This window comes from Caballeronia sp. GACF4 (assembly GCF_023631025.1).
Classification (GTDB): domain Bacteria; phylum Pseudomonadota; class Gammaproteobacteria; order Burkholderiales; family Burkholderiaceae; genus Caballeronia.
In genome coordinates this window covers 40,912-60,401 of record NZ_JALQDW010000004.1, presented here as the reverse complement: position 1 = coordinate 60,401, position 19,490 = coordinate 40,912, and the positions used below count along the sequence as shown (strand labels likewise).

At 63.7% G+C, this 19,490-nt stretch carries 13 protein-coding genes and 1 pseudogene; 5 read left to right on the top strand and 9 right to left on the bottom strand.

Going from position 1 to position 19,490, the window contains the following annotated elements:
• Positions 1 to 6: 6 nt before the first annotated feature.
• Entirely contained in the window at positions 7 to 1,446 is a 1,440-nt protein-coding gene (locus tag NCR40_RS04150) for an aminotransferase-like domain-containing protein (RefSeq protein ID WP_250464154.1), read from the bottom strand.
• 225 nt (positions 1,447 to 1,671) lie between these two features.
• Between NCR40_RS04150 and NCR40_RS04145 the strand changes: the two are divergent.
• From NCR40_RS04145 to NCR40_RS04125, 5 genes and pseudogenes are all read left to right on the top strand, one after another.
• A pseudogene (locus NCR40_RS04145) lies at positions 1,672 to 2,334 on the top strand (VOC family protein); the annotation flags it as partial.
• Between the two features lie 301 nt (positions 2,335 to 2,635).
• The gene (locus NCR40_RS04140; RefSeq protein WP_250508795.1) at positions 2,636 to 3,562 is read left to right on the top strand and encodes a DMT family transporter; all 927 of its coding nucleotides are present in this window, start codon (positions 2,636 to 2,638) and stop codon (positions 3,560 to 3,562) included.
• A 146-nt stretch (positions 3,563 to 3,708) separates the two neighbouring features.
• Positions 3,709 to 4,905 (top strand): aminotransferase-like domain-containing protein, encoded by a 1,197-nt coding sequence (locus NCR40_RS04135; protein WP_250508794.1) that lies wholly within the window; start codon positions 3,709 to 3,711, stop codon positions 4,903 to 4,905.
• A gap of 54 nt (positions 4,906 to 4,959) precedes the next feature.
• Positions 4,960 to 5,421, top strand: a complete 462-nt coding sequence (locus NCR40_RS04130) for a RidA family protein (protein WP_244827491.1) — start codon at positions 4,960 to 4,962, stop codon at positions 5,419 to 5,421.
• A 659-nt stretch (positions 5,422 to 6,080) separates the two neighbouring features.
• A complete protein-coding gene (locus tag NCR40_RS04125; RefSeq protein WP_250508793.1) occupies positions 6,081 to 8,573 on the top strand; it encodes a bifunctional diguanylate cyclase/phosphodiesterase in 2,493 nt (830 codons plus the stop codon).
• A gap of 3 nt (positions 8,574 to 8,576) precedes the next feature.
• On the opposite strand, the gene NCR40_RS04120 is transcribed toward NCR40_RS04125, so the two are convergent.
• The 8 genes from NCR40_RS04120 to NCR40_RS04085 all read right to left on the bottom strand — a co-directional run bounded on the left by NCR40_RS04120 (position 8,577) and on the right by NCR40_RS04085 (position 19,447).
• Positions 8,577 to 9,035, bottom strand: a complete 459-nt coding sequence (locus NCR40_RS04120) for a CopD family protein (RefSeq protein WP_244827489.1) — start codon at positions 9,033 to 9,035, stop codon at positions 8,577 to 8,579.
• A gap of 167 nt (positions 9,036 to 9,202) precedes the next feature.
• Positions 9,203 to 11,521 carry a DNA topoisomerase IV subunit A gene (gene parC / locus NCR40_RS04115; RefSeq protein ID WP_250508792.1) on the bottom strand — a complete coding sequence of 773 codons (2,319 nt, stop codon included), beginning with the start codon at positions 11,519 to 11,521 and terminating at the stop codon, positions 9,203 to 9,205.
• A 65-nt stretch (positions 11,522 to 11,586) separates the two neighbouring features.
• Positions 11,587 to 13,566 (bottom strand): DNA topoisomerase IV subunit B, encoded by a 1,980-nt coding sequence (locus tag NCR40_RS04110; RefSeq protein WP_244827487.1) that lies wholly within the window; start codon positions 13,564 to 13,566, stop codon positions 11,587 to 11,589.
• A 335-nt stretch (positions 13,567 to 13,901) separates the two neighbouring features.
• The gene (locus NCR40_RS04105; RefSeq protein ID WP_250508791.1) at positions 13,902 to 15,836 is read right to left on the bottom strand and encodes an ATP-binding cassette domain-containing protein; all 1,935 of its coding nucleotides are present in this window, start codon (positions 15,834 to 15,836) and stop codon (positions 13,902 to 13,904) included.
• A gap of 314 nt (positions 15,837 to 16,150) precedes the next feature.
• Complete coding sequence (locus NCR40_RS04100) at positions 16,151 to 16,510, bottom strand: DUF4399 domain-containing protein (protein ID WP_244827998.1); 360 nt, start codon at positions 16,508 to 16,510, stop codon at positions 16,151 to 16,153.
• A 187-nt stretch (positions 16,511 to 16,697) separates the two neighbouring features.
• Entirely contained in the window at positions 16,698 to 17,432 is a 735-nt protein-coding gene (locus NCR40_RS04095; RefSeq protein ID WP_250508790.1) for a class I SAM-dependent methyltransferase, read from the bottom strand.
• Between the two features lie 116 nt (positions 17,433 to 17,548).
• The gene (locus NCR40_RS04090) at positions 17,549 to 18,349 is read right to left on the bottom strand and encodes a bestrophin-like domain (RefSeq protein WP_250464137.1); all 801 of its coding nucleotides are present in this window, start codon (positions 18,347 to 18,349) and stop codon (positions 17,549 to 17,551) included.
• Between the two features lie 129 nt (positions 18,350 to 18,478).
• Entirely contained in the window at positions 18,479 to 19,447 is a 969-nt protein-coding gene (locus NCR40_RS04085; RefSeq protein WP_250508789.1) for a SphA family protein, read from the bottom strand.
• Between the last annotated feature and the right edge of the window lie 43 nt (positions 19,448 to 19,490).

The following is a 19,490-nucleotide window of genomic DNA, read 5'->3' as shown; positions in this document are numbered from 1 at the left end:
GCTCGCCTAGGAACCCCGCCGCGCCGCCTTTTCCCGATGACTCGCCAGCAACTCCGGCAACGCCGGATCGCCGCAGTTGGCGATGTTGAAGCGCATCCACGTAGTGGGCGACTGATTCGGCGAAAACAGGCTGCCCGGCGTCAATAAAAAGCCGGCTTCGTGCCCCGCCGCCGCGAGACTTTCCGAATCGACACCCGTGTCGGCCCAAAGAAACATGCCGGCCGATGGCGTCGTGAACAGCTTCAGACCGGTCTTTTCCAGCATGCGAGCGGTCTTGTCACGCACGGCGTCGAGCCGCCCGCGCAGCCGTTCGACGTGCCGCCGGTAATGCCCTTCGGTCAACACCTTGTAAAGCACGCGTTCGTTGAGTTCGGGCGTCGTCATGCCGACGAGCATCTTCTGATCGGCGAGCGCCTTCGCCACTTCCGCCGATGCCGCGACATAACCCACGCGCAGATTCGCGGCGAGCGTCTTCGAAAAGCTGCCGAGAAAAATTACGCGCTTGAGTTGATCGAGCGATGCAAGCCGCGTTGCCGGATACGAAGGCGCACACAGATCGCCGTAGATATCGTCCTCGATGACCATGAAGTCGTACTGCTGCGCGAGTTGCAGGATGCGGAACGCCTGCGCCGCCGTGAGCGACGTGCCGGTCGGGTTCTGCAGCACCGAGTTGATGATCAGCATCTTCGGCCGCCAGGTCGCGACGAGCGATTCGAGCGCGTCGAGATCGGGCCCATCCGGCGTGTACGGCATGCCGACGAGCCGCGCGCCCTGCGATGCGAAGCGGCCGAACATCTGGAACCACGCGGGATCGCCGACGATCACCGCATCGCCCGGCTTGACGTAAAGGCGCGAAATCAGGTCGATGGCCTGTGTGATGCCCGACACCATTACGATCTGCTGCTCGGTCGCGCCGATCTCCAGTTCCGCGAGACGCGTCTGCAACTGCAGCCGCAGCGGCAGAAAACCATGCGGCGTGCCCATGCCGAGCATCTGCGCGCCGGACATGCGGCTCATCGAGCGCAGCGCGTTGGTGATGAGCTCGCCGTCGAGCCACCGGTTCGGCAGATAGCCGAGCCCCGGCCCTTTCTCGGGACTCGAACTGTGCAGCATGTTGCGCAGAAGCCAGACCACGTCGATCGCGTTCTGCACGGGCGCCTGCTCCGGCGCCGGGCTCGCGGCGGCCACGATACGGTCGCGCACGTAGAAGCCCGACCCGCGCCGCGAATCGAGATAGCCGTGCGCGACAAGCCGCTCATAAGCCTCGACCACGGTGAAGCGCGACACGCCTTTATCGACCGCCAGCTTGCGGATGGACGGCATGCGCATGCCCGGCCGGAACACCCGTTCGTCGATGCGGCGGCGTCCCCACTGCACGAGCTGATCGACGAGCGTTAGCTGCGCGGCGTCGTGTGGAGCGGGAATCTGATCGAGCGGGACGGACATGCGGGCCTCCGTGGCGGATGTGCGGTTCAGGCGAAGGGTTCAATATGCTCAAAACTGTACAGAACAGTATTCCGCCGATTGTACCGTTACTGTTCTGGTGGCAGCAGCTACATTCTGCATTCGGGCTGCACTGGATGGCGCATCCTTTCCGTGACCGTGCGCTTCGGGCGGCGCGGGCGAGCGGTTATGCTATCGGCCCCTGTATTGACGCTTCGGGCTTGTGCCATGACCGCTCATCCGCTGAAACTCGACCATCTCGTGATCGCCGCGCGCACGCTTGCCGAGGGCGCGCAATTTATCGCCGCGAAGTTCGGCGTGGAGACCGCGCCCGGTGGCGCGCATCCGCTCATGCGCACGCACAACCGGCTCTTGAGCCTGTGGGGCGGCGCTTATATCGAAGTGATCGCAATCGATCCGGACGCGCCTTCGCCCGCCACATCGCGCCCGCGCCTCTTCGCGCTCGACGACCCGGCATTGCAGCGTCGCCTCGAAGACGGTCCGCAGCTCGTGCACTGGGTGCTTCGTGTGGATCGGCCGAAGTCGCTCGTGCGCTGGCAGGAGCAGTATCCGGAACGCATCGCGCCCGTGGTGGCAATGTCGCGCTCCGGCAATACGTGGGGGCTGACGGTGCCGGACGACGGCGCGTTCCCCGCGTGGCAAGGCGCGGGCGATGGCGTGTTGCCCGCGCTGATCCAATGGGATACGCCGCGTCATCCGAGCGATACGTTGCCGCAAACGGGCATTGCGCTGGCATCGCTCACGGGGTTTCATCCGAACGCGGATGCGGTGGCGCAACAGCTCGAATGGCTCGGCGCGGCGCATCTGATGCAAGTCGAGCCAACGCGTGGCGCGCCCGCTCTCGTCGCGCGTTTCGAGCTGCCAGATGGCTCGATGGTGACGCTCGGCGAATCGGCGGAATCGGTGGAGGCGGCGCGGCTTGCGAACGAGCAGGCGCGGCAGGCGGCAGGCAAGCGAAGGCGTGTGCGAGACAAGGCTGCGGCGGTTGCGTCGGATGGCGATTCGTCTGCCGAAGAAGGCGGTGCATCCAGCATGCAAAGCGATCCGCGCGAACTGCAAGCCGAGACGAATGAGCAAGCCACGGTCGATGCCGACGCCGCACCTACCGACGACAACGACAACGACGACTAACAGCGAGCCCAAGAGCCCGCCCCAAAGGAGACATGGAACGATGAGAACCCGCGAAACCGAAGGCATGTTGCTCGGCCTGATCGGCGTCGTCATCTTCAGCCTCACGCTGCCGATGACGCGCATCGTCGTGCAGGAAGTGCATCCGCTTCTGAACGGGCTCGGGCGCGCGCTCGTCGCCGCGCTGCCCGCCGCCTTGCTGCTTGCATGGCGCCGCGAAAAGCGGCCGTCCTGGCCGCAGATCAAGAGCCTCGCGGTCGTGTCTCTTGGCGTGATCGTCGCGTTTCCGGTGTTTTCCGCCTGGGCGATGAAAACCGTCCCCGCGTCGCACGGCGCCGTGGTCAATGGCTTGCAGCCGCTGTGCGTGGCGATCTACGCCGCGTGGCTCTCGCACGAGCGGCCATCGAAACTCTTCTGGGTGAGCGCTATCGCGGGCAGCGCGATCGTCATCGCGTTCGCCTTGCAGACGGGCGGCGGCGGCTTGCAGGCAGGCGACCTTCTGATGCTCGTCGCGGTCGGCATCGGCGCGCTCGGCTATGCGGAAGGCGCGCGGCTCGCCAGACAGATGGGCGGATGGCAGGTGATCTGCTGGGCGCTCGTGCTATCGGCGCCCTTCCTCGTGCTGCCGGTCGGCTGGCTCGCGTGGGCGCATCACGCGGCTCATCCCGAGCCGCTCGCTTTACGCACGTGGCTCGCGTTCGGTTACGTGACGCTCTTCTCGCAGTTCATCGGCTTCTTCGCGTGGTACGCGGGTCTCGCGATGGGCGGCATCGCGCGCGTCGGACAAGTGCAATTACTGCAGATTTTCTTCACGATGGCATTCTCCGCGCTCTTCTTCGGTGAACAGGTAAGCGCGACGACGTGGCTCTACGCGACCGCCGTCATCGTGACAGTCGTGCTCGGGCGCAAGACGGCGGTGCGCGCGGCGCCGCTGCCCGTTGCGGCGGCAAGCCCGAACAGCGCAAGATAAGCACCCAGGCCGAAAGCCCGAGACCGTGCACGCAAGTTCGCTTGGGCGATAATCGACATTTCAGGCGGCGGTGCACTTTGCCGCCGGATTCAGGATCAGCTTCAGCCAGTTGTAGTCAACCCCGGAAACCCCAAGCGAGACATTCCATGAATCAAGCCGATCTGCGCGCCACGCCGTGGCAACTTTCCGAACGCGCCCGCAAGCTCACCAGCTCGGCGATTCGTGAAATCCTCAAAGTCACGGAGCGGCCCGAAGTCATTTCCTTCGCGGGCGGCCTGCCCTCGCCGCAGACGTTTCCCGTCGAGGAAATGCGCGTCGCGTCCGAACGCATCTTGCGCGATCAGCCCGCCGCCGCGCTTCAGTACAGCGCGACCGAAGGCTACATGCCGCTGCGCGAATGGATCGCGGCGCGTTATTCGAAAGACGGCGTGACCATTCGTCCGACGCAGGTGCTCGTCACGACGGGCTCGCAGCAAGCGCTCGATCTGCTTGGCAAGACGCTCGTCGATCCCGGCAGCCGCGTGCTCGTCGAAACGCCGACTTACCTCGGCGCGCTGCAGTCCTTTTCGATGTTCGAGCCGCATTACGTGCAGTTGCCGACGGACGAAGCCGGCCTCATCCCCGAAGGACTGAGCGCCGCGCTCACCGCCGATGCACGCCTGCTCTACGCACAGCCGAACTTCCAGAATCCGACGGGTCGCCGTCTGCCGCTGGAACGCCGCCGCGCGCTCGCCGCGTTCGCGCAAAGCGCCGCGTTTCCGATCATCGAGGACGACCCCTACGGCGCGCTCGATTACGCCGGCGCTCCGCTGCCCACGCTGCTCTCGATGGCGCCCGATCACATCGTCCATCTGGGCTCGTTCTCGAAAGTGCTGGCGCCGGGTCTGCGTGTGGGCTACATCATCGCGCCCGAGGAACTGCACTTCAAACTCGTGCAGGCCAAGCAGGCAACCGATCTGCATACGCCGAGTCTCACGCAACGTATCGTTCATGAAGTCATCAAGGACGGCTTTCTCGATCGACATGTGCCGACCATCCGCGCGCTGTATCGCGACCAGTGTCAGGCCATGCTCGACGCGCTCGAACGTCACATGCCCGCCGGTGTCGAATGGAACCGGCCCGAAGGCGGCATGTTCGTGTGGGTGAAACTGCCGAAGCACATCGATTCGATGAAGCTGCTCGAACAGTCCATCGCGGAGAACGTGGCGTTCGTGCCGGGCGGTCCGTTCTTCGCCAACGACGCCGAGTACAACACGCTGCGTCTTTCGTTCGTGACGGTGCCGCCCGCGAAGATCGACGAAGGCGTCGCCAGGCTCGGCGCACTGCTGCGCGCGAGCGTCTGATCCACGCGCGGCGCTTCATTGGCGTCGCGCTTCAATTCACTCCAGGAGTCATCGATGGCATCCAACGTTTACGACAAGCTGAAGGAACTCGGTATCGACCTGCCCACCGCGGGCGCGCCCGCCGCCGCCTACGTGATGAGCGCGCAGAGCGGCAACACGGTTTATCTGTCGGGGCACATCGCCAAGAAAGACGGCAAGGTTTATACGGGCAAGCTCGGCGACACGCTTTCCACCGAAGAAGGCAAGGCCGCCGCGCGCAACGTGGCCATCGACCTGATCGCGACGCTGCACGCGCATGTGGGCGACCTGAACCGCGTGCGCCGTATCGTCAAGGTGATGAGCCTCGTCAATTCGACGCCAGACTTCACCGAGCAGCATCTCGTCACCAACGGCGCGTCCGAACTCATCGCGGATATTTTCGGCGATGCCGGCAAGCACGCGCGTTCGGCCTTCGGCGTGGCGCAGATTCCGCTTGGCGCATGCGTGGAAATCGAACTGATCGCCGAAGTAGCCTGACGCTTTCGCCTTCGCACCGCACGGTCGCAAGAACCCGGCGTCATCAGGCGCCGGGTTTTTTGTTTGCATGCTTGCCAAGAACGGCTGAATACGCATGCGCGGCGAAAGCGCCTCGCCGATGCATTCGCGCCTGCCGAAACGATTCGTCGGCAGGCATCGGCAGCCATTTCGTTACGATATTCGATGGCACATTTTGCTTGCGGGACGCCGGTTCATCGGCAAGTCGTGCCACGCGTATACCCCTTGGCCACGCCCCTTTCCGAACTCGGGTCTGTTCGCTAATATCTGAACAATCGGGGACCACAAAAGCTCGAGCGCGATTCGTGTCGTATTCAGCCGCTTGCGCTTCGGCGCAAACGTATGCTGTCAGATAAGTCGCACCCTCATCGTCAAATCCGTGTTGTAGTTGCTTCAGTTGCCGCACGGCTTCAAGTAACCGCCGGGCGCCGAACGCTTCTCACGCGAAGCGCATGGCGCCAGATTCGCCATGCATCGTCGCTCGAAGCGTGGTCGCCCAACTCGCGCGGTATAGTGGCTCGTTTCGCCTCAACGCAAAAAGACATGGTCCGCTTCATACACATCGCGCGCTCGGCAGCTTGCAACCTCTCGTGCTCCTCGTCAGCCGAAGCGTTGCATGCCCTTGCGGGCCCACGCCTTCCATGAAGCGCTCGCGCATCAAGGCCAGCGACGCGCGCTCCGTGACACCGGGCGCGCGGCGGCGGCGCGCACTGCTGCTCATTCCCGTGCTCGGCACACTGGTGCTGGTGTCGTTGTGGGCCGTGATCTTCACGCGGCTCTCGGTGGAACGTGAATCCACCACGCACGAATCCATGGCGTCCGCCGCCATCCTCTCCTCCGCGCTCGAACAGCACACGATCAAGGCGATCCATCAGGTCGATCAGATCACGCGCTTCGTCAAGTACGAATACGAGAAGTCGCCCAGCGAGTTCGATCTCATCGCGACCGTGGACAAAGGCGTCGTGCAGAGCGACACGCTCGTGCAAGTCTCGCTCATCGACGAACACGGCGCGCTCATCGCCACGACGGCCGATCCGCATCCGAAGCCCATCGACTTGTCGGATCGCGAGCACTTCAAGGTTCACGTCCACTCCAACGACGACCTGCTCTATATCAGCCGGCCTGTGCGCGGACGCGTCTCCGGCATCTGGACGCTGCAGATCACGCGGCGGTTGAATCACTCTGATGGCTCGTTCGCGGGCGTGGTCGTCGTATCGGAAGACCCGGCGTACTTCACGAGCGATTTCTATAACGTCGCCTCCATCGGGCATGAAGGCGTGATCGCGGTCGTGTCCGACAACGGCTCGGTGCTCGCGCGCAGTACGGGCGGCGGCGCGGGCACTTCTGGCGTAGCTGGCGTATCCGGCGCCTCTGGCGCTTCGTCTGCGGCCTCCGACGCACACGCGCCGAACGCCGTGGCCAAGGGCAGTGGCGCGCGCAACGCGAGCGGCCCCGTCCACGGCGAGTTCAGTGCGAGCGGCGTGTATCCGACCTCGGAGCACGCGTCGGGCATCTATGTCGATCCAATCGACGGCGTGAAGCGCATCGTGTCTTACCGGCATATCGACGGCTATCCGCTCGGCGTGCTCGTCGGCCTTTCGGAGCGCGAGGAACTCGTCGACTTCAATCACACGCGCAACGTGTATCTGCTGATGGCGGGCTTCATCTCGCTCGCGATGCTGGGCTTCTTCGCGGTCGCCACTGGTCTCATCGGCAAGCTGCTCGGGCGCGAGCGCGAGATGACGCATCTCGTCGAATACGATTTGCTGACAGGCTTGCGTAATCGCTATTCGACTCTGCGCGGGCTGCGGCAGGACGTGGCGCACACCGAGAACATCGGACGGCTTGCGCTGCTCTTCATCGACCTCGACAACTTCAAGACCGTCAACGACACGCTCGGCCACAACGCTGGCGATATCGTCCTGCAGATGACGGCGTCGCGTCTCGCCGAAACCGTCGGACAAAGCGGCACGCTGTCGCGTATCGGCGGCGACGAGTTCGTGGTGGTCGTCAAGGGCGAGGAAGTGGAGCAGCGCGCGATCACGCTCGCCGACGACATCTCGACCATGTTCGCCACGCCGTTCGATGTGCGCGGCAGTGCGTTCGTGCTGCACGCGAGCATCGGCATTGCGCTCTTTTCGGTATCGAACGAAAGCGAGATCGATCTGCTGAAGAAAGCCGATCTCGCGATGTACAGCGCGAAGGACGCGGGCAAGAACTGCTATCAGTTTTATTCGCCGCAGTTGTCGCATCGCGCGGATCATCTGATGAAGTGGGAGCAGCAGTTGCGCGTCGCGTTGACGGAGCAGCAGCTCTTTCTCGTATATCAGCCGAAGATCGATCTGGCGCGGCGCTGCATTACCGGGTTCGAGGCGCTCGTGCGCTGGAATCATCCGCAGCATGGGCTGATTCCCGCCAACGAATTCATTCCGGTTGCGGAGTCGACCGGCTTGATCGTCGCGGTGGGCGACTTCGTGGTTCACACGGCCTGCATGCAGCTCGCGCAATGGCAGCGCGAGGGCTACACCGGCTTGTCGCTCGCGGTGAACATATCGGCCGTGCAATTCTGGCGGGGAGACTTGCTTGAGACGGTGGCGCGATCCATCGAGGCGAGCGGCATTCCGTCGGACAAGCTCGAACTCGAGATCACCGAAACCGTGATGGTTGAATATCCCGAGCTCGTGCAGGAAAAGATCATGGCGTTGAAGCGTCTTGGCGTGCGTATCGCGCTGGACGACTTCGGCACGGGCTATTCGTCGCTGTCGTATCTGAACCGTTTTTCGGTGGATACCTTGAAGGTTGATCGCTCCTTCATCCAGGCGATTCCCGAAGACCGCAGCGTGTGCGTGATGGTGTCGGCCATCGTGAATCTCGCGCGTTCACTCGGCCTGACGGTGGTCGTGGAAGGCACGGAACGCGAAGAGCAGATCGTGTGGCTCGCGGCGCTCGGTCCGGTGGAAGCGCAAGGCTTCCTGTTCTCGCGGCCCGTCCCGGCGGATGGCGTGCAGGCCTTGCTCGACCGCTTTGGCGTATGCGGCTTGACACGAGGGGTCATGCCACGCTCGGAGAAAGATGCGGGCCATGCGGGTCAAGAGCCGCCGAGTCCCGCGCTGAGCGACGAACGCGGCGTTTGAGACTCAAAAGCCGCGCGACAAGACGGCAGTACCGATCGTCACCACGCCCAATACCAGGTTGATCACGACGAGGCGCCGCACCGTGCCCACGGCGCGCGCGCCATCGGGCCAGTTCTGCGCCTGCACCGCGCGACGGATGCGCGGAAACACGCCAAAGCGGATGTGCCCGAAGATCAGCATCATCACGATGCCGAGCCCTGCCATGGCGTGCAGCGGCCACGCCGCGTGACCACCGCCGAACTGCCACAGCAGGAAGCCGCCCGTGAGCAGAATCACGAGCACCGACCCCGCGACCCAGTTGAAGAAGCGTGCGAACACGGCTTCCCAGAGCGGCAGGCGCAATTGCGGCGTGAGATCGCCGAGCGCCGGGCGCAGGCAGAAATGCGCGAAGACCATCCCGCCTATCCATATGGCGACACCGAGCAGGTGCAGGAAAAGGGCGGCTTCGATGGCGTGGGTCATGGGATTCCAACTGTTCTTGAATTGGGCATTCGACTTGAGCGCCGCAGTGTCAGTTCCGGACAGCGGTCGACAAACGAAAAGAAAACGCCCCGACGCATGAACGCGACGAGGCGTGTCAGACATGTGCGCGACGTATCGCTTGAGGCATCGCGCAACTTCCTCTGCCCTCACTCGAACACCGGCCTCAACTCCGCGACCTTCAACGTCCCATCCGGCGTCCTGCCCTTTCTCGCCCGCTTGCCCAGATGCAATTGCAACTGCGAGCCCGACAGCTTCTCGTCCTTCGGCTTGCCGCCGCGTCCGGTGCCGATCATCACCACGCCGCGTGCATCGATGGCAAGCGCCTGACGCAAGGTTTCCTTCGGGTCGAGCGCCATCAGAATCACGCCGCGTCCGCCGCCCGAGAGCGTCTTCATCTCGTCCATGCCGAACACGAGCAGTCGCCCCGTGCTAGATAAACACGCGACATAGTTCGCGCCCGGCACGACCGGCATCGGTGCAAGCGGCAATGCGCCTTCGTCGATCGTCATGAACGCCTTGCCCGCCTTGTTGCGGCTCACCATGTCGCCGAGCTTCGCCATGAAGCCAAAGCCATTGCTCGATGCCAGCAGCAACGGCTGCTCCGCCGTCGCCGCGAAGTAATGCAGCAAGTGCGAGCCCGACTCCAGTTCGATCAGCGACGTGACCGGCACGCCGTCGCCACGGCCGCCCGGCAGCAACGCGACCGCCACGGAATACACGCGCCCGTTGCTGCCCCAAGCGATGAGCGTGTCCGGCGTGCGCGCCTGGAACACCGCGTAAAGACTGTCGCCCGCCTTGAAGGTGAAACCCGCCGGATCGAGTCCGTGGCCTTTCAGCGCGCGCACCCAGCCACGCTGCGAGACGACCACCGTCACCGGTTCGTCGACCACGCGCACTTCGAAGGTCGCGCGCTTTTCCTGCTGAATCAGCGTGCGGCGATCGTCGCCATATTGCTTCGCGTCCGACTCGATTTCCTTGATGAGCAGACGCTTCATCGCGGCATCGCTATTGAGCAACTCTTCGAGCTTCGTCTTCTCAGTGCCGAGGTCGGCCAGCTCCTGCTCGATCTTGATCGCTTCGAGCCGCGCCAACTGACGCAAGCGGATTTCGAGGATGTCTTCCGCCTGCCGGTCCGACAGGTTGAAGCGCTGGATCAGCGCCTGCTTCGGCTCGTCCGCCTCGCGGATGATGCGAATGACCTCGTCGATATTCAGGAAGACGATTATCCGCCCTTCGAGAATATGGATGCGGTCGTTCACCTTGTTCAGCCGATGCTGCGTGCGGCGCGTCACCGTCACGAAGCGGAAGCCGACCCACTCGTGCAAGATTTCGACGATGCCCTTTTGCCGCGGCCGGCCATCCGCGCCGACCATCACCAGGTTGATCGCCGCGTTCGATTCGAGGCTCGTATGCGCGAGCAGCGAATGCACGAATTCGGTCTGGTCGATACGGCTCGACTTCGGCTCGAACACGAGCCGCACGGGCGCGTCCTTGCCGGACTCGTCGCGCACGGTGTCGAGCAAGCCGAGCAGTGTCTGCTTGGTCTGCAACTGGTCGGGCGTGAGCGTCTTCTTGCCGAGCTTGATCTTCGGGTTGGTGAGTTCCTCGATTTCTTCGAGAACCTTCTGTCCGGACGTGCTCGGCGGCAATTCGGTAATGACGAGTTGCCACTGACCGCGCGCGAGTTCCTCGATCTTCCAGCGGGCGCGCACTTTCAGGCTGCCGCGTCCGGTCTCGTAGGCCGTCGAGATTTCCGCGTGACTCGAGATGATCTGCCCGCCGCCCGGAAAGTCCGGGCCGTTCAGCTTTTCCATCACGCCGGCATGGCCGAGTTTCGGGTCGCGGATCATCGCGACGGCGGCCTGCGCCACTTCGCGCAGATTGTGCGAGGGAATCTCGGTCGCGAGACCCACCGCAATGCCCGATGCGCCATTGAGCAACAAGAACGGCAGACGCGCGGGCAAGAGCTTCGGCTCTTCGAACGAACCGTCGTAGTTCGGCATGAAATCGACGGTGCCCTGATCGATTTCATCGAGCAAAAGGCGCGCAATGGGCGTGAGACGCGCTTCGGTGTAGCGCATGGCTGCCGCGCCATCGCCGTCGCGCGAGCCGAAATTGCCCTGACCGTCGATGAGCGGATAGCGCATCGAAAAGTCCTGCGCGAGACGCACGAGCGCGTCGTAGGCGGACTGGTCGCCGTGCGGGTGATACTTGCCGAGCACGTCGCCGACCACGCGCGCCGACTTCACCGGCTTCGCGCCCGAGGCGAGCCCCATCTCGCTCATCGCGTAGAGGATGCGGCGCTGCACGGGCTTTTGCCCGTCGCACACGTCGGGCAGCGCGCGGCCCTTGACCACGCTCACCGCGTAGTCGAGATAAGCGCGTTCGGCGTAATCGCCGAGTGTGAGTTGTTCGCCTTCCGGTGCTGCTTGCTGATCGGCGAAGAGATCGTCTGTGATTCCCATCGAATATCCGTTGTTATGCGTTCAGGGCGCGTTGCATGCGGGCGCTATGGGCCAGATTGCGAGGCTCAGATGTCCGCTTCCACTTCGTTGCCCTTCTCTTCGAGCCAGCTTCTGCGCGACGCGGCTTCGCCCTTGCCCATCAGCATGGTCATGCGCGAGACGGTGAGATCGAAGCCGAGATCGCCCAGGCCGACCGGCAGCAAACGGCGCGTGTCGGGGTTCATGGTCGTGTCCCAGAGCTGTTCCGCGCTCATTTCGCCGAGGCCCTTGAAGCGGCTGATGGTCCATGCGGTTTCGCGCACGCCGTCCTTGCGCAGCTTGTCTAAAATGGCTTCGAGTTCGCCTTCGTCGAGCGCGTAGAGTTTCTGCGCGGGCTTCTTGCCGCGCGCGGGGGCATCGACACGAAAGAGCGGCGGACGCGCCACATGCACGTGACCGCGTTCGATCAGTTGCGGGAAGTGCTTGAAGAAAAGCGTGAGCAAGAGCACCTGAATGTGCGAGCCGTCGACGTCCGCGTCCGAGAGAATGCAGATCTTGCCGTAGCGCAGATTCGACAGGTCGATCTTGTCGTCCGGACTATGCGGATCGACGCCGATCGCCACGGCGATGTCATGCACTTCGTTGTTCGCGAAGAGCCGGTCGCGTTCCGTTTCCCACGTGTTCAACACCTTGCCGCGCAAGGGCAGGATGGCCTGGAACTCCTTGTCGCGGCCCATTTTCGCGGAGCCGCCCGCCGAATCGCCCTCGACGAGAAAGAGTTCGTTACGCGCGATATCCGTCGATTCGCAATCCGTCAGCTTGCCCGGCAGAACCGCGACGCCCGAACTCTTGCGCTTCTCGACCTTCTGCCCGGCACGTGTACGCGCCTGTGCCTGGCGAATCACCAGTTCCGCGAGCTTCTTGCCGTATTCCACGTGCTGGTTGAGCCACAATTCGAGCGCCGGACGCGAGAACGACGAAACGAGTTTTACGGCATCGCGACTGTTCAGGCGTTCCTTGATCTGGCCTTGGAACTGCGGATCGAGCACTTTCGCGGAGAGCACGAACGACACGCGCGCGAACACGTCCTCGGCGAGAAGTTTCACGCCCTTCGGCTGAAGGTTATGAAGCTCGACGAAACTTTTAACCGCCTGAAAGAGCCCGTCGCGCAGGCCGGATTCGTGCGTGCCGCCCGCGGGCGTCGGGATCAGATTGACGTAAGACTCGCGCAGAAGCGGCCCTTCCTCGCTCCACGCGACGACCCACGACGCGCCCTCGCCTTCGGCGAAGGTTTCCTCGCTGGAACGCGAGCTTTCCGCGAAACGTTCGCCTTCGAAAAGCGGGATCAGCAAGTCGCTGCCGCCCATGCCTTCGAGCAGATAGCCGCGCAAACCGTCTTCGTATCGCCACGATTGCCGTTCGCCCGTTTTCTCGATGACGAGCGCCACTTCCACGCCCGGCAGCAAGACGGCTTTAGAACGCAACAGGCGCTGCAATTCGCCGAGCGGGAAATTCGGGGAGTCGAAGTACTTGGGATTGGGCCAGGCGCGCACGCGCGTGCCCGTCTTTTTCGCGCCCCGGTCGCCGGGGCGCGTGACGAGTTGCTCGATGACGTCGCCATTGGCGAACGCCAGTTGCGCGATCTTGTTGTCGCGCCAGACCGTGACTTCGAGGCGCGTGGCAAGCGCGTTCGTGACCGATACGCCCACGCCGTGCAGCCCGCCGGAAAACGTGTAGGCGCCGCCCGCGGCCTTGTCGAACTTGCCGCCCGCGTGCAAGCGCGTGAACACGATTTCGACCACCGGCACGCCTTCCTCCGGATGCAAGCCGAACGGAATGCCACGGCCGTCGTCCTCGACGGACACGGAGTTGTCCGTATGAAGCGTGACGGTGATCTGCTTGCCGTAGCCGCCGAGCGCCTCGTCGGACGCGTTGTCGATGACTTCCTGAATGATATGCAGCGGGTTCTCGGTGCGCGTGTACATGCCGGGCCGCTGCTTGACCGGCTCGAGCCCCTTGAGAACCTTGATCGATGCTTCGCTGTAGCCGGCCGCTTTCGCGCTCATCGCGCGCTCTCGTTGCGCTGCGCGGTGTTGCGTGCCTGACTCGGCCGCGCTGGATTTTTTCGTGGTCATAGTTGAACGTTGACCCGGCATCGTGCGTGCTCGCGGGAATGCCACGACATGCGCCCGAAGTGCCGGCGAATGCTTGATCGATTGCTCGAAACGTTATCTGCCTGGCCGGATGTGCTCGTGCGGAGCGCTCGCCCCGCCCGCCGATCCTTGGCCGCGCTAGGAGAATAGCGGTTTTCGTCCGCGCCGCCCACATCGGACGAATAAAAGGCCAGCCCTGACCGCGCCGATTTCGCGCGGTCGCGGCCAGGCATGCTGAAATGCGTGTGTTACTTGCGCTTGGCTTCGAGCTCTTCCCAGCGCTCGAGCGCAATCATGAGTTCCTCGTCGATCGCTGCGTGCCGCTCCGAAAGACGCGCGCCTTCCTTGGCGTCCTTCGCGAAGATCGAACCGTCTTCCAGCTGCGCGCCGATGCGCTTTTGCTCCTCTTCCAGTTCCGCGATGCGCACCGGCAGCGCTTCCAGCTCGCGCTGTTCCTTGAACGACATCTTGACGCTGCGTTGCGCGTTGCGGCCGGCCGCGCTTTCCTTCGGCGCGTCGTCCTTCGTCGCTTCCTTCGCGCTCTGACGCGCGGCTTCCTCGGCGATACGCTCCGAACGTTCGCGCTGAATCTGCCAGTCCGAGAAGCCGCCGACATACTCGCGCCACTTGCCGCCGCCTTCCGCGGCGAACACGGACGTCACCACGTTGTCGAGAAAAGCGCGGTCGTGACTCACGAGCAGCACGGTGCCGTCGTATTCCGCGAGCAGTTCTTCGAGCAGTTCGAGCGTGGGAATGTCGAGATCGTTGGTCGGCTCATCCAGCACGAGCACGTTGGCGGGCCGCGCAAAGAGCCGCGCAAGCAGCAGCCGATTGCGCTCGCCGCCTGACAGCGAGCGCACCGGCGAGCGCGCGCGTTCCGGTGCGAACAGGAAGTCGCCGAGATAGCTCATCACGTGCTTCTTCACGCCGTTCACTTCGACCCATTCGCTGCCGGGGCTGATGGTGTCGGCGAGCGATTTGTCGAGATCGAGCTGTGCGCGCATCTGATCGAAATACGCCGCCTGAATGTTCGTGCCGGTACGCACGCGCCCTTCGTCGGGCTGCAATTCGCCGAGAATCAGCTTGAGCAGCGTCGTCTTGCCCGCGCCGTTCGGCCCGACGAACCCGATCTTGTCGCCGCGCATGACGGTGGCCGTGAAGGCATCGACGACGGTGCGCCCGCCAAAGCGTTTGGTTACATCGGTCAGTTCGGAGACGATCTTGCCGGATTTCTCGCCCTGCCCGACATCCAGCTTGACGTTGCCTTGCACGTTGCGGCGTTCGGCGCGTTCGTTGCGCATCTCGACGAGCCGCGCAATGCGTCCGACACTGCGCGTGCGGCGTGCTTCCACGCCCTTGCGAATCCACACTTCTTCCTGCGCGAGCAGTTTGTCGAACTTCGCCACTTCCACCTGTTCGACTTCGAGTTGCTGCGCCTTTCTCGTCTGGTACGCGCTGAAATTGCCGGGATACGACAAGAGCCGCCCGCGATCCAGTTCGACGATGCGTGTAGCCACGCGATCCAGAAACGCGCGATCGTGCGTGATGAACAGCAGCCCCGTGCGCAGTGTCACGAGCAGGTCTTCCAGCCAGCGGATGCCGTCGAAGTCGAGATGGTTGGTCGGTTCGTCGAGCAAGAGCACGTCGGGCTGCACGACGAGCGCGCGGGCCAGGGCGACACGCTTTTTCATGCCGCCGGACAGCGCGCCCGAACGCGCGTCGCCGTTGAGACCGATCTGCGCGAGCGTGGTCGCGACGCGATTGCGCCAGTTCCAGGCATCGCGCAAATCGAGCGCCGATTGCAGCGCGTTCATGCGCGAGAGCAAGGCGTCGTGCTGCGCGCCTTCGGGGGTATCCGCGAGTTCGTGGGCGACGGCGTCGTATTCGTCGAGGAGCGCGCGTGCTTCGGTCAGGCCGGAGGCGACGACATCGAACACGGTGGCGTCGAGATCGAATTCGGGTTCCTGCGGCACATAGACCGTGGAGAGTTCGTTCTGACGCGTGACGAGACCGTCGTCGGGCGCGGCGAGCCCCGCCACGATCTTGAGTAGCGACGACTTGCCCGCGCCGTTGCGGCCGATCAGACCGACGCGTTCACCCGCTTCGAGCGAAAAATCCGCGTGATCGAGCAATGCGACGTGACCGAACGCGAGCTGCGCGTCCGTAATGGAATAAAGCGACATGGGGATGGATGCGAACAGTGCGATACCGGGGAAGCGGCCATTGTACCGATGTTAGGCCCGAGGGTTGGGGCGCTGGCTGAATGGACGAGGATGGCGAGTCGGAAACGCGGCGTGCGCGCGCGGTCGTCGGCGAAGGCCCTGGCCGTATGGATGAGGGCGGCGGCGTGGCTGGTCCGAAACGCATGGGACGTCGATGCGGCCGATGCAATCGTCGGCTGGATGCGGATGCGGCGTGCCGGTGTAGGGACGAAAGAAGCGCGGCGGCAGCCTCGGCCATTCCGCAAGGAATCGCCGCTGCCCCCGCCGCCATCACGTTACTTCACATGAACCTTGATCGTGGAACTCATCTCCGGCCCATACGACTTGTGCTGGCCGTCGCCGAACTGCATGGTGAGCGTGTGATCGCCCGGCGGCAGCTTCACATCGGCTTCCGTCTGGCCTTTACCGAAGTGCAGCGAGGTATCGTTCGCGGGAATCACGGTGCCCTTGGGCAAAGGACCGCTGTCGATGAGCAGATGGTGATGTCCGGTGCCTTCCGTCATCGTGCCGGCTGGCGCGATCTTCATGCCGTCCACGCCGAACTTCACATGCACGGGGCTCGTGACGGTGGCGCCGTCCTTCGGCTCCACGAAGTAGACGCGCGACGATTGCGCATGTGCCGCGCCAGCGAGCATCGAGAGCGCGAATGCGCCGGGCAATAGCGCTTTCGAGAGCGTTTTCTTAAGCATCGTGTTCTCCTTGTCGATAAACCGGCCGATTGCGCGAGCCTTCGCGCCGAGGCCGCGACCAAGGATACACCGCGTGTCGTGAAGTTGTCGTGGCTACTCGCCACGCCTACGTGGCGCGCTCGCTTCCGAGCGTTCACGACGCCACGGCGATCAACTCGGGACTCTCGTCCGTCACCGGCGCACGATCCCAGTTTCCATACCAATCGATCTGCGCAAAACCCGCGTCATCGAGCAGGCGCGCCAACTCATCGCGCGAGCGAAAGCGCAACTCGCTCTTTGTGGATAGCGTCTCGCCATCGTCGAAACGATAGTGCGTCGTGAAGGCCGCGCGTGCGCTGATTAGCGGATCGGGGGTCGCGTGGAGTTCCTGCCACACTTCGACGCCGCGGCCATCCGGCCCGCTCACGCGACGTCGCGAATGCTCCGGCGTCCATCGCTCCCACGCGCGCGCATGGGGATTGCGGCTTTCGAAGGCGATGCGTCCGCCACGACGCACCGCCCGGCGCGCGGCCACGAGCGTGGCGAGAAAGGTGGCGTCGTCGAGAAAGACTTGCGCGACGTGACCCGTCATCAACAAGAGATCGGCAGGGGCGACGAACGGCAAGGCGGAGGCGTCGCCTTCGATCCACGTCACGCGCTCGCCATGCGCACGCGCGCGCGCAACGCGCAACATCGGCGCGGAAGGATCGATGCCCGTGACCTTGTAGCCGCGCATCGCCAATTCGCAGGCGAGCAAGCCCGTGCCGCAGCCCAGATCGACGATATGTCCCGCCGATTCGGCTAGCGCGAGATAAAACGCGGTATCGGCGGCGGCGGGATTGAGCGCGTCGTAGAGCGCGACGATGCGTGGATCAGCGTAACTGGACATGAGCGGCTCTGTAGGCGAACGAGTGATGGAGCGCGACGAAGCGCCGCTCAGCGTAACAGGAGATTAGCGCTTCTCGTCGGCGAGCGCGACGAAGCACGCGTCAGCGTAACCGGAGATTAGCGGCTCTGATAAGCCAGCGCGTCGCGCATCGGTTGGCTGTGCACCATGATCGGACCGGAGAACGGCGTGTCGAGATCGAGGATCACAAGCACCGCCGAGGCGATCGACAGCGCGCCCAGCGTGATCGTCACGAGCGACAGCGCGTTGCGCGGCGCGATCAGCCCGAAGCACAGAAAGATGATGAGCAGCCAGCCGACGAGAATCCGGTCGAACGGATAGGAGATCGACCCATGCGCTTCCTCGACGAGCTTCCAGCGCAGCGCAATGAGGTCTTCGAAGCGCGTCGCGCATTCGTCGGCGAGGCGCTGGTGGTAGGCATCGCCCGGTGCGAGCATGCGCACTTCATGCTGGCCACGATTGAGCAATTCGCCGAGTGTGCGGCTCGCGAGATTGTCGGCTCCGCCAAGCGATGTGCCGACCGCCGGATAATCGCCCAAGGGCGGCGCTTCGTCGGGCCAGGTGCTGGCGATCGCCGCAGCGGTGTACGAGCGCAAGAGCGCACGTGCGCGCTCAAGGTCGGCGCCGTAATCGCGCATGGTGTGATCGAGTTCGATGATCGATGTCGCGTAGCTGCGCAAGTCGGTGTTGGTGGTATCGAAGACCGTTTTCGCGGATGCCGTCAGCAAGCCGAGCACGAGCGCCGCGAAGGTCACCAGCATGCCGACCAGCAGTTGCACGAGTTGCACGGTCTCCTGCGCCTTGTGCTCCTCGGGCAGCAACGGCCGGACGATCGCGCCCAAGCCGGTGCTTGCGAGCAGCAACGCGAAAACGAGGACGGCGGATTCGACTTCAGTCATGAGCGCATGGGTCGTGGGCGCGGCGGCGCAACGGTTCGCCGCATTATCGACCAGAAAGCAGGCGCGGTGCAGTTGAAAAAACGCCGGGGGCGCAGTGTTTCGACTCGTCGATCGAAGGGCGGCCGCGGCCTAGAAAGCGACGGACATGGTCGCCATCACGCTCGCCGTGCTCTTCAACCGGTTCGTGCTTGCAATCGACGGCACCCATCGCAAGCTCGCCGACAACGGGCGCTTGCCGTCGATCTTGGTGTCGTAGGTGAGGATCGGACCCATCGAAAAGTCGTGCCCCCGGAAGCCGTTCAGCCTGTCCGCGAGCGGTCCCGAGTCGTTGCCCAACTGCTGAACCGTTCCGAGCACGAGGCCAACCCCCAGTCCGTTCGAGAACTTCTTCAGTCCCATTGCATCCAGCGTGAACAATGGCGCGTTCTGATAATCGGTTGCGGTGTTTCGCGTATAAAACTGGAGACCGGCCACGACGTCGAATTCGAGCCCGTATTTCGGCATCAACTGGGTGAACGCGACCTGCGGGACGAAGGTCCAGTTATTCAGACTGGGATTGGCGAGCGCGTTCGCATCGTAGTGACCGGTGGGCGCCCAGAAATTGAAGCTGAGCGCGATATGCGCCGTCTGGGAAAAGTGATACCCGGCCACGATAGGCGTGAAGTAGAGGTCGAACAGATTCGACGCGCGGTCGCTGCTCGTCGTTCCGAAACGCCCCGCCGAAAACGATGCCGTCACTTCGGTCCATACGTACGGAACCGTGATTCCCGATGCGAAGTCCCATCCCGCAAAGCCGCCCCATACCTTGAGCACCGTCGCGAGCGTGAAGGCGACTTGCCCGTCGATCCCGAGCGAGGTCTTGCCGGCAATCGGGACCTGACGGTTGCCGCTGATGGAACCATCGATATAAATTTGCTGCAGACTCACCAGCGTCAGCGGCTCTGGCGGAACAATGCCGATTCCGGACAGCACGCTCATGCCCGCAACGGGCCGCCCCAACGCGCCCTCGGTCGCACGCGAGGATAAAGGCAGCAGGCAGACGCCGACCACGAAAAGCGCCACGGCGAGGCGATGCCAATGGACTCGGAAAGCATGCATGAGGTGGTGTGTCGGTAACGTCATGCCGGTTCATCGCCTTTAG

Coding starts and splice junctions, on each gene's coding strand:
- NCR40_RS04150 (WP_250464154.1), bottom strand. CDS start 1,446: ATGTCCGTCCCGCTCGATCAGATTCCCGCTCCACACGACGCCGCGCAG.
- NCR40_RS04105 (WP_250508791.1), bottom strand. CDS start 15,836: ATGTCGCTTTATTCCATTACGGACGCGCAGCTCGCGTTCGGTCACGTC.
- NCR40_RS04085 (WP_250508789.1), bottom strand. CDS start 19,447: ATGCATGCTTTCCGAGTCCATTGGCATCGCCTCGCCGTGGCGCTTTTC.
- NCR40_RS04090 (WP_250464137.1), bottom strand. CDS start 18,349: ATGACTGAAGTCGAATCCGCCGTCCTCGTTTTCGCGTTGCTGCTCGCA.
- NCR40_RS04100 (WP_244827998.1), bottom strand. CDS start 16,510: ATGCTCGCTGGCGCGGCACATGCGCAATCGTCGCGCGTCTACTTCGTG.
- NCR40_RS04140 (WP_250508795.1), top strand. CDS start 2,636: ATGAGAACCCGCGAAACCGAAGGCATGTTGCTCGGCCTGATCGGCGTC.
- NCR40_RS04095 (WP_250508790.1), bottom strand. CDS start 17,432: ATGTCCAGTTACGCTGATCCACGCATCGTCGCGCTCTACGACGCGCTC.
- parC (WP_250508792.1), bottom strand. CDS start 11,521: ATGGGAATCACAGACGATCTCTTCGCCGATCAGCAAGCAGCACCGGAA.
- NCR40_RS04110 (WP_244827487.1), bottom strand. CDS start 13,566: ATGAGCGCGAAAGCGGCCGGCTACAGCGAAGCATCGATCAAGGTTCTC.
- NCR40_RS04135 (WP_250508794.1), top strand. CDS start 3,709: ATGAATCAAGCCGATCTGCGCGCCACGCCGTGGCAACTTTCCGAACGC.
- NCR40_RS04130 (WP_244827491.1), top strand. CDS start 4,960: ATGGCATCCAACGTTTACGACAAGCTGAAGGAACTCGGTATCGACCTG.
- NCR40_RS04120 (WP_244827489.1), bottom strand. CDS start 9,035: ATGACCCACGCCATCGAAGCCGCCCTTTTCCTGCACCTGCTCGGTGTC.
- NCR40_RS04125 (WP_250508793.1), top strand. CDS start 6,081: ATGAAGCGCTCGCGCATCAAGGCCAGCGACGCGCGCTCCGTGACACCG.